Origin of the sequence: Legionella sp. (assembly GCF_047605385.1) — a bacterium.
Classification (GTDB): Bacteria; Pseudomonadota; Gammaproteobacteria; order Legionellales; family Legionellaceae; genus Legionella.
Window position 1 is genome coordinate 1 of sequence record NZ_JASGFU010000092.1, and the last position, 8,231, is coordinate 8,231.

The following is an 8,231-nucleotide window of genomic DNA, read 5'->3' on the forward strand; positions in this document are numbered from 1 at the left end:
CGAGCTGGGTTTAGAACGTCGTGAGACAGTTCGGTCCCTATCTGCCGTGGGCGTAGGAAAATTGAGAGGAGCTGCTCCTAGTACGAGAGGACCGGAGTGGACGAACCTCTGGTGTACCGGTTGTCACGCCAGTGGCATCGCCGGGTAGCTAAGTTCGGACGGGATAACCGCTGAAAGCATCTAAGCGGGAAGCCTCCCTCAAGATGAGTTTTCCCATGAAGCCCGTTGAAGACTACGACGTTGATAGGCACGGTGTGGAAGCGCAGTAATGTGTGAAGCTAACGTGTACTAATTGGCTGATTGTCTTGACCATATAATCTGAGTTACTTTGAATGATATAGATTGTGTTACGAGCATAGAGCATAAAAATAGATTCTCTTTATTTACCAAAGTATGAGTTTGGTGTATTATGTGCACCAATCAACATACAAACGAGTTTTCCTGGCGACCATAGCGGTTTGGAACCACCTGATTCCATCTCGAACTCAGAAGTGAAACGAACATGCGCCGATGATAGTGTGAGGCTTCCTCATGTGAACGTAGGGCATCGCCAGGTCTTTATTTGAATACAAGAAAGCGGCCTAGGCCGCTTTTTTTGTTTGGACCCGTATTAAAATTTTAAGATTTGATTTTATTGAGAAGTAACTTTGCGCAGGATAAAAATTTGTATACATAGAGGCACATAAGTATTTAGTTAAATAATTGGTCTATTATCAGACAGACAGTGAATGGAATGGAAAAATGTCGTACTCAATATAACTCTTTAAATTAATATGATATCTATATTGATTTTTTTATGACCATAGTTTAATTTAACAAAATTTAGGAAAGGTTGTAATACAATGATTGTCCAACGAATAATAGGATTTACTCAAGATGAACGATTCAACAACAACGATGATGATTCGCAGCTTATAAAGTCTATTTCCGACCGATTTATTAACCAGAACCTCAATAAGCAGTTGGATGTTAATGATCTAAAATTTTTAGAAGAATGCTTTAAAATACGATGGGACTATATTTGTGGCAAAGAATTAGATTATACACTTCATGAATCACCGATTAATAATCTTTGGGTTCAGCTAGCAAAACAAGTTGCCAAAGAACTCAATGTTCCATATTTAAAAATACTTTTTTATAATCTTACTAATGACCTAGATCCTAGAGATGGTTCTAAGCTAACAGAAACGGTTACTTTAGCTAATTTTTACGTAAATGATAAAAATCATCAGTTATTACGTAAGCGTACTTTTGTTACATTTATGGAGATGCACGGATTTAGATTGGTCACAGCGTGTAAGCCTGGCCCAAATGAGCTTGAGCTTGAGTCTGTGAGCATCCAAGAATTGAGTCGTTTGCGTCGCTGTGTGCAAGTTGATGGACGTTTTTGGATCGAAGAGAATGGGAAAAAGAACCCATATACAAATTTTTGGTCATATTTAGGTCAAGAAATTTTTCCTCGGTTAGTGAAAAGAAATTCTGCAAAAATGCCTGTTGAATTATTGCCTTGTTTGCTAGTCGTTGTTGAAAGTTATTATCGAATGAAAGAAAAAAAGAGTTGCTTTAGTGAGTTTTCAAAAATAACCAAGTCTTTCTTTGAACAACGATTGCAAGAAACTAAAGTGGATGATGTCAATTATCTTTATGGACAAACAGTTAGTTATTTTCCAAGAAATCTCAATACAAAAGTTACTGAAACTTATTACTTGCTTCATGTATTTATTGCGATTAATGATGCAAGAGATTATGAGCTTGAATGTGAAATGGAGGCTTTGAGTATTTTTTTATTTAGATACGATCGCACATTAAGAGTGCAGCGTCCCGAATTAGAGCGCGTCTATAAACAACAAATGATGCTATCCGAGTATCGCAAAAGAGCAAACAGCTATGCAAAATATGATGCATATCGATTTTGTCAAAGTATTTTGGTTTCATTATATATTACTCAATTTCAACCATCTTTATTTTGTGGTAAAAAAATTAGAGTGTGGGATATAGAAAATAATATTCCTAATGGGCTATATTCGCTGCGCCCTATATCGAATTTGCTTAATTTATCTAATGAACCTGATTATCAAGAGCTTTATGGCCAAATTATAGTAAATTTCAAGTCCATGATAAATAATAAGAATTGGCTTACCTTATTTATTAGAAATAATACTACCTCTATTTGGCTAAAAAAAATTGAAAATTTACAACTTTCAGAAGTTCATGGTTATTGGTTTGAACCAGAATCGATTTTAGCGGCATTATTGATTTTTAAATCACAAAAAATAGGAACTAATACTAAGAATAATTTAAATGCTTTTATAGATAATTTTCTTATTACATATGCTCATAAAAATGAATTACCATGCATTAAACAATTGAGAGTTAATATCTTCTTTTCTCAACTCCTTTCTAACTTGGATTATGCTCAGCGCCGTTATTTAACGGTATTAATACAAATACTTGATATAGATAATGCTAGAGGAAATTTTCTTGAAAACTGTCGATTAATTTTGAATCGGCGATTAGCTGATCAAGGATATAATTGTACTAATATGAAGTTTGTTAATCTTGATGAGTTCATTGTTCCAAAGAAAAATGATGAAGTGTGCGATGTTGCTGATTTAATTAAATATTATAATAATGAGAAAAACTTACCTCTGGATCATTTGCCAGAGTTGCTTCAGAATCGGTTTCGTGACTATTTGAATGAATTAGATTCGCCTATTTTTAGTGCAGAGAAAAGAAAGCAAATAGAAGATAAAGCCGACATTAGTTATCCTGCTACTTATTTTTAGATCTTATGCCTAATTTATTTAGTATATTGTGCGCATAGTTTGATAAAGTTTTCATATCTACTGCGCGCAATCAAACCTATATCCACCGCATTGATAATAGCACAATGCGGTGTATCCTTGTGGGTACAATTTCTAAATTTACACTGCGATAAATAGGGCCTAAATTCAATATAGCCACGTGCAATTTCTGCAGCATTAAGATGCCATAAACTAAACTCTCTCACCCCAGGAGAATCAATTAAGGCACCACCACTAGGTAAATGGTAATAGCGGGAGTTACTGGTCGTGTGTTTACCTAATTCAGAAATGTCAGAAAGTGCTCCGGTTAAAATATTCTCTTCATGAGGAAGAATTTGGGAAATTAAGGAGGATTTTCCAACACCGGATTGACCAACAAAAACGCTAACTTGGTGGTTCAATACTTTTTTTAAGAGAAGAGAGCTTTCAAGGGATTCCTGGTTAATTAAAAGAATGGGATAACCCAGGTTTTGATAAGCAGTTTGTAATTGTTCTTTCTGGAGCTTACAAGGCAGATCGGTTTTATTGAGTACAATTACCGCATGCAAATGTAATAATTCTGCCATAGCCAGATAACTATCTAATAAAGGCCAGGAGATTTCGGGTCTTGATGCGATTACGATGATAAGTTGAGTTATATTTGCTGCAACAGGTTTTGCTGTGCCAACATTGGTTGGTTTTGCGAGCACGCTTTTTCGAGGATAAAGGCTAACGACCACACCGTGATTAGCTCCCTCTCGTTGCCAAATAATGCGATCGCCTGCTACCAGGGTTTCCAGGTTCGGTCTTATTGAACAACGAATTATTTTTCCATGAGTATCTTCGACTTCTACATGCCTGCTAAAGCGAGTGATGACCAAACCATCGACTAAGTCATCATGATGATCTTTATTTTCATGATAGGCTTGCTGAATCTTTTCGATACGTGCATGTTGTTGCTTGTTAATACGTCTTTTACTCATGATTGTGATCTATATTATAATTAAGTAAGTTTTCTCGAGATTGCTAGAAAATAAACAGATAATCTCATAATTATGACAGTATGAAGGTAATTTACATTTAATGAAAGTCTACTTGGTTGGTGGTGCTGTTCGCGATCAATTACTCAATCTTCCAATAAAAGAACGTGATTGGGTCGTTGTTGGCGCAAGTCCAGAGCAATTATTAGAAAAAAAATTCCGTCAGGTAGGGCGCGATTTTCCTGTATTTCTGCATCCAGAAACTAATGAAGAATATGCATTAGCTCGAACAGAACGAAAATCAGCTCCAGGTTATTACGGTTTTTCTTGTGATTTTAGTACTTCTGTAACGTTAGAAGAAGATTTGGCTCGCCGTGATTTAACAATTAATGCTATAGCACAAGATGAACAAGGTCATATTATTGACCCGCATAATGGCTGTTATGATCTAGAGCATAAAATATTACGCCATGTTTCCCCTGCTTTTGTTGAAGATCCGGTACGTGTATTACGCTTAGCGCGTTTTGCTGCACGTTATCATTATTTAGGTTTTCGTGTTGCCGCTGAAACACGTTCATTGATGTATTCAATGGTGCAGCAAAGTGAATTATTACATTTGGTAGCAGAACGTGTTTGGCAAGAGTTACAACGTAGTTTAGAGGAAAAAAATCCTGAGCAATTTTTTATAATTTTGCGCTCTTGTGATGCGTTACGTGTTATTTTTCCTGAACTACATGCTTTATTTGGTATACCAAATCCTTACCACTATCATCATGAAGTGGATAGTGGCGTACACACACTCATGGCACTGCAAGGTGCTGTTGCTATGACTGAGGATCCAGTTATTCGCTTTGCTGCTTTAGTGCATGATCTGGGTAAGGCCAAATCACCAATGAAGAATTGGCCAAGTCATCATGGACATGAAGAACAAGGAGTCCCGATTATTGATGCTTTATGTACTCGTCTGCGCATTCCTAATGAATACCGTATATTGGCAACAACTGTATCACGCTATCATTTGATGATTCATCGTTTATTTGAATTACGTGCAGAAACTATCGTTGGTGTTTTAGAAAAAGTAGATGCATTTCGTCGTCCAGGACTTTTCTATAATATGCTTCTTGCTTGTAAAGCAGATGCAGAAGGTGCTGGGCGTAAAGTGGATTATCGACAAAGTAAATTATGGGCCTATCTGTTAGCTGAATGTGCAAAAATAAGCGCACAAGATATAATGTCACAAGGATATGAAGGGGCAGCAATTAAACAGGCTTTGCACCAACGCCGTGTTGCTTGTGTTGAATTAATTTTAAATTCTTGGAAGGTAAATGAAAAATAATCATAACTTAATCTGGATTGATCTGGAGATGACAGGGCTTAATCCGGAAGAAGATCGTATTATCGAAATCGCTACAGTAGTGACGGACCCACATTTGAATATTATTGGTGAAGGTCCTGTTTTTGCTGTATCGCAAACTAAAGAATTGCTTGATGGAATGGATTCTTGGAATACCAAACAACATGGACAATCTGGATTGGTTAAACGTGTTTTAGAAAGCACTGTAAGTGAAGGCGAAGCAGAGCAAACAACCGTTAATTTCCTTAAGCAATTTATCGATAAAGGCAAATCACCAATGTGCGGTAATAGTGTGTGTCAAGACCGACGTTTTTTATATAAATATATGCCAGAGTTAGCGGCATATTTCCATTATCGCAATTTAGATGTCAGTACTTTAAAAGAGTTGGCTATTCGTTGGAGACCTGCACTATTAAATGGTTTTACTAAGGAATCAAAGCATCTTGCTTTAGATGATATTAAAGATTCAATTGCTGAATTGGCTTATTATCGTCAGCATTTTATCAATTTGCCGGAAGTAACAGAATGATTGAAAGAGAACGATTAGAATTACCCAATGGAGCAGATAAATTATTATTGCACTCTTGTTGCGCCCCTTGTTCTGGTGAAGTCATGGAAGCGCTAATCAGTTCAGAAATAAATTTTTCTATCTTTTTTTATAATCCTAATATTCATCCTGTCCAGGAATATGAAATTCGTAAGCAGGAAAATGTGAAGTTTGCACAAAAGCATAATATTCCATTTATCGATGCTGATTATGATAAAGACAATTGGTTTGAGCGTGCTAAAGGGCTTGAATGGGAACCGGAACGTGGCAAGCGTTGCACTATGTGTTTTGACATGCGTTTTGAACGCACAGCCTTATACGCTCATGAGCATGGCTTTCCAGTGATTAGCAGTTCTTTAGGTATTTCTCGCTGGAAAGATATGAACCAAATTAATAACAGTGGGATTCGTGCTGCAAATCGTTATCCTGCTCTTGTTTATTGGACTTATAATTGGCGTAAAAATGGAGGTTCTGAGCGTATGTATGAAATTGCCAAACGTGAACAATTTTACAAGCAAGAATATTGTGGTTGTGTTTATTCCTTACGTGATACTAATGTTTGGCGTAGGCAAAAAGAAAGAAATCGCATTAAAATAGGTATTAATTATTATAGCGAAAACTCACAAGGTGAAGAAAGCGTATGAGTGCACATTCTCATGGAAAACACGATCACCATCATGACCATGGTGAGGTAACTTATGACCGCGCATTTTTAATTGCGATTACTGCCAATGGTCTTTTTGTTATTTTGCAGATTATTTATGCTTATCTTTCCAATTCAACCAGCTTATTAGCAGATGCTTTTCATAACTTAGGTGATGTGTTAGGTTTGGTTTTGGCATGGGTGGCAACAAGTTTAATGAAGCGTGTGCCAACGATGAAAGCAACATATGGATTAAAGAAAACTTCCATTCTTTCGGCTTTGGCTAATGGGATCCTATTAGTTTTTACTTGCGGTATTATTGCGACAGAAGCGATGTATAAGCTTTTTTCACCAACAGAAATTCAAGCAGTATCAGTAATGGTGGTTGCAGGTATTGGCATTATTGTTAATTTTTCCACTGCGTTGCTTTTTATGCATGGTTCTAATGATTTGAATATCAAAGCTGCCTATCTGCATTTATTTTATGATGCCTTAATTTCTATAGGTGTGGTTCTTTCTGCTGCTTTATTATATGTAACGGGTTGGTTATGGATTGACCCAGTTGTTGGTTTAATCATTGCTTTTATCATCTTAAAAGGTACTTGGTCTTTATTCATTAATAGTTTTCGCTTAATTCTCGATGGTGTACCCGAGAATATTTCTTGGACTGCTGTTAGTGAATTTTTATTAGCCAAGCCAGGAGTCCAGGACTTTCATGATTTGCACATCTGGGCTTTAAGTACCAAAGAAAATGCGCTTTCTGTGCATTTATATATGCCGGAAATGGAGTTAACAGATCAGGCACGTGCTGAGTGGATTGAACAGTTACGTCATGAATTTAGCATTCAACATGTAACGATTCAGGTGGAAAAAACATTAATCGCATGCAATGATGCTTGCCATAATCCGGGGTTTTTATAACATGGATCATCAATCGCTTTTTATTCCCTTCTGTGGAGACCATGACCGTTACATTGTTCAGGAGAAGAAAATAATTCATATATTTTGGTAATGATTCTCTTAACTAATTCCTCTTTATCCTGCCATTTCTTTTGTTGAGTATTAAATAAAAAATAGTAACCATTACTTACAATCGAGGCTGTATTATTTGTATTAGCATTTTCTGATTTCAACGTTCTTAACTGAATACATATTTGGTTGAATGCCTCACTATAATCTGGATATTTCCAGGAAACTATTCTTGCATGTCTTAATACGTCATCGATATTTATGTACTGATGATAGTTTTTGATTTGCATTAATTCTTTTAATATTTCTATATTCTGCGGATAACAATGCCAGCTATAAACTGAAATTTTCTTATAATTTTTTAATGATAGAAGTTCTGCAATTTTATTATCCTCTTCTGCTTTATTTAATAGAATACGGCATATTTCTACTGTATTCGTCAGAAAAAGAGACCCTAGTGCACAGGAGTTTGTATTAGGATGTAAATAATTTGCATTGTTTCTTAATAATAATTGTACCATTTGTGGATGGTTGTAGTAGCAAGCAGCGTCTAATGCTGTTGCATCATCAAGATCGGGAGAAAATTCATTTGCATAAGCCATATAGTGATAAGAAAACGTATCCTCTAGAGAAACTTTCTCTAGAATTAAAAAATTTGCTAATTCGAGAAAATTATTCTTAGCAGCATAAAATAAAAGAGGCATTTTATTCAAATTTTTCTTAAAGCGAAATTCACGAATAAATTTTTGATAATTGGGTAATTTTTTTATTTCATTAATTATTTGTAACTCCCCAGGTATTTAATTGAGCTCACCGGGCTTCCCCTCTCCCCCGCGCGCAGCGTGGGGGAGAGGGATCAAGGGTGAGGGGGATTAAAATAGTGTCGCGAAGCGACTTCATTGTGACTCCATCAATTAATGAGTTCCTCTTGGGTGAAACATGATAATACGTGATA

The 8,231-nt window shown here is 36.1% G+C and carries 7 protein-coding genes and 2 rRNA genes; 7 read left to right on the top strand and 2 right to left on the bottom strand.

Annotated elements, in window-relative coordinates; translation table 11 throughout:
- From QM652_RS13270 to QM652_RS13280, 3 genes are all read left to right on the top strand, one after another.
- Window positions 1-313, top strand: a 23S ribosomal RNA gene (locus tag QM652_RS13270); the annotation flags it as partial.
- Between the two features lie 127 nt (window positions 314-440).
- Window positions 441-556: ribosomal RNA gene (gene rrf / locus QM652_RS13275) — 5S ribosomal RNA — on the top strand.
- A 286-nt stretch (window positions 557-842) separates the two neighbouring features.
- Window positions 843-2,786, top strand: a complete 1,944-nt coding sequence (locus tag QM652_RS13280; protein WP_415076589.1) for a hypothetical protein — start codon at window positions 843-845, stop codon at window positions 2,784-2,786.
- 14 nt (window positions 2,787-2,800) lie between these two features.
- Here QM652_RS13280 and rsgA read toward each other — a convergent pair whose 3' ends face one another.
- Window positions 2,801-3,766 carry a small ribosomal subunit biogenesis GTPase RsgA gene (gene rsgA, locus QM652_RS13285; RefSeq protein ID WP_415076591.1) on the bottom strand — a complete coding sequence of 322 codons (966 nt, stop codon included), beginning with the start codon at window positions 3,764-3,766 and terminating at the stop codon, window positions 2,801-2,803.
- A 100-nt stretch (window positions 3,767-3,866) separates the two neighbouring features.
- On the opposite strand from rsgA, the gene QM652_RS13290 reads away from it, so the two are divergent.
- From QM652_RS13290 to QM652_RS13305, 4 genes are read left to right on the top strand one after another with little or no spacing between them, the layout of a single operon-like run.
- Window positions 3,867-5,099, top strand: coding sequence for a multifunctional CCA addition/repair protein (locus tag QM652_RS13290; RefSeq protein WP_415076593.1), 1,233 nt, complete (start codon window positions 3,867-3,869; stop codon window positions 5,097-5,099).
- The gene (gene orn, locus QM652_RS13295) at window positions 5,089-5,646 is read left to right on the top strand and encodes an oligoribonuclease (protein WP_415076595.1); all 558 of its coding nucleotides are present in this window, start codon (window positions 5,089-5,091) and stop codon (window positions 5,644-5,646) included. The genes QM652_RS13290 and orn overlap by 11 nt, the downstream gene beginning before the upstream one ends.
- A complete protein-coding gene (locus tag QM652_RS13300) occupies window positions 5,643-6,308 on the top strand; it encodes an epoxyqueuosine reductase QueH (protein WP_415076597.1) in 666 nt (221 codons plus the stop codon). The genes orn and QM652_RS13300 overlap by 4 nt, the downstream gene beginning before the upstream one ends.
- Window positions 6,305-7,228, top strand: a complete 924-nt coding sequence (locus QM652_RS13305; protein WP_415076599.1) for a cation diffusion facilitator family transporter — start codon at window positions 6,305-6,307, stop codon at window positions 7,226-7,228. The genes QM652_RS13300 and QM652_RS13305 overlap by 4 nt, the downstream gene beginning before the upstream one ends.
- A 20-nt stretch (window positions 7,229-7,248) precedes the next feature.
- Here the strand turns inward: QM652_RS13305 and QM652_RS13310 are convergent, their stop codons facing one another.
- Window positions 7,249-7,980, bottom strand: coding sequence for an ankyrin repeat domain-containing protein (locus QM652_RS13310; RefSeq protein WP_415076601.1), 732 nt, complete (start codon window positions 7,978-7,980; stop codon window positions 7,249-7,251).
- Window positions 7,981-8,231 lie beyond the last annotated feature (251 nt).

Bases quoted from the DNA above. Each gene is read 5' to 3' on its own strand.
- QM652_RS13280 (WP_415076589.1), top strand. From the start codon at position 843: ATGATTGTCCAACGAATAATAGGATTTACTCAAGATGAACGATTCAAC.
- rsgA (WP_415076591.1), bottom strand. From the start codon at position 3,766: ATGAGTAAAAGACGTATTAACAAGCAACAACATGCACGTATCGAAAAG.
- QM652_RS13290 (WP_415076593.1), top strand. From the start codon at position 3,867: ATGAAAGTCTACTTGGTTGGTGGTGCTGTTCGCGATCAATTACTCAAT.
- orn (WP_415076595.1), top strand. From the start codon at position 5,089: ATGAAAAATAATCATAACTTAATCTGGATTGATCTGGAGATGACAGGG.
- QM652_RS13300 (WP_415076597.1), top strand. From the start codon at position 5,643: ATGATTGAAAGAGAACGATTAGAATTACCCAATGGAGCAGATAAATTA.
- QM652_RS13305 (WP_415076599.1), top strand. From the start codon at position 6,305: ATGAGTGCACATTCTCATGGAAAACACGATCACCATCATGACCATGGT.
- QM652_RS13310 (WP_415076601.1), bottom strand. From the start codon at position 7,980: ATGCCTCTTTTATTTTATGCTGCTAAGAATAATTTTCTCGAATTAGCA.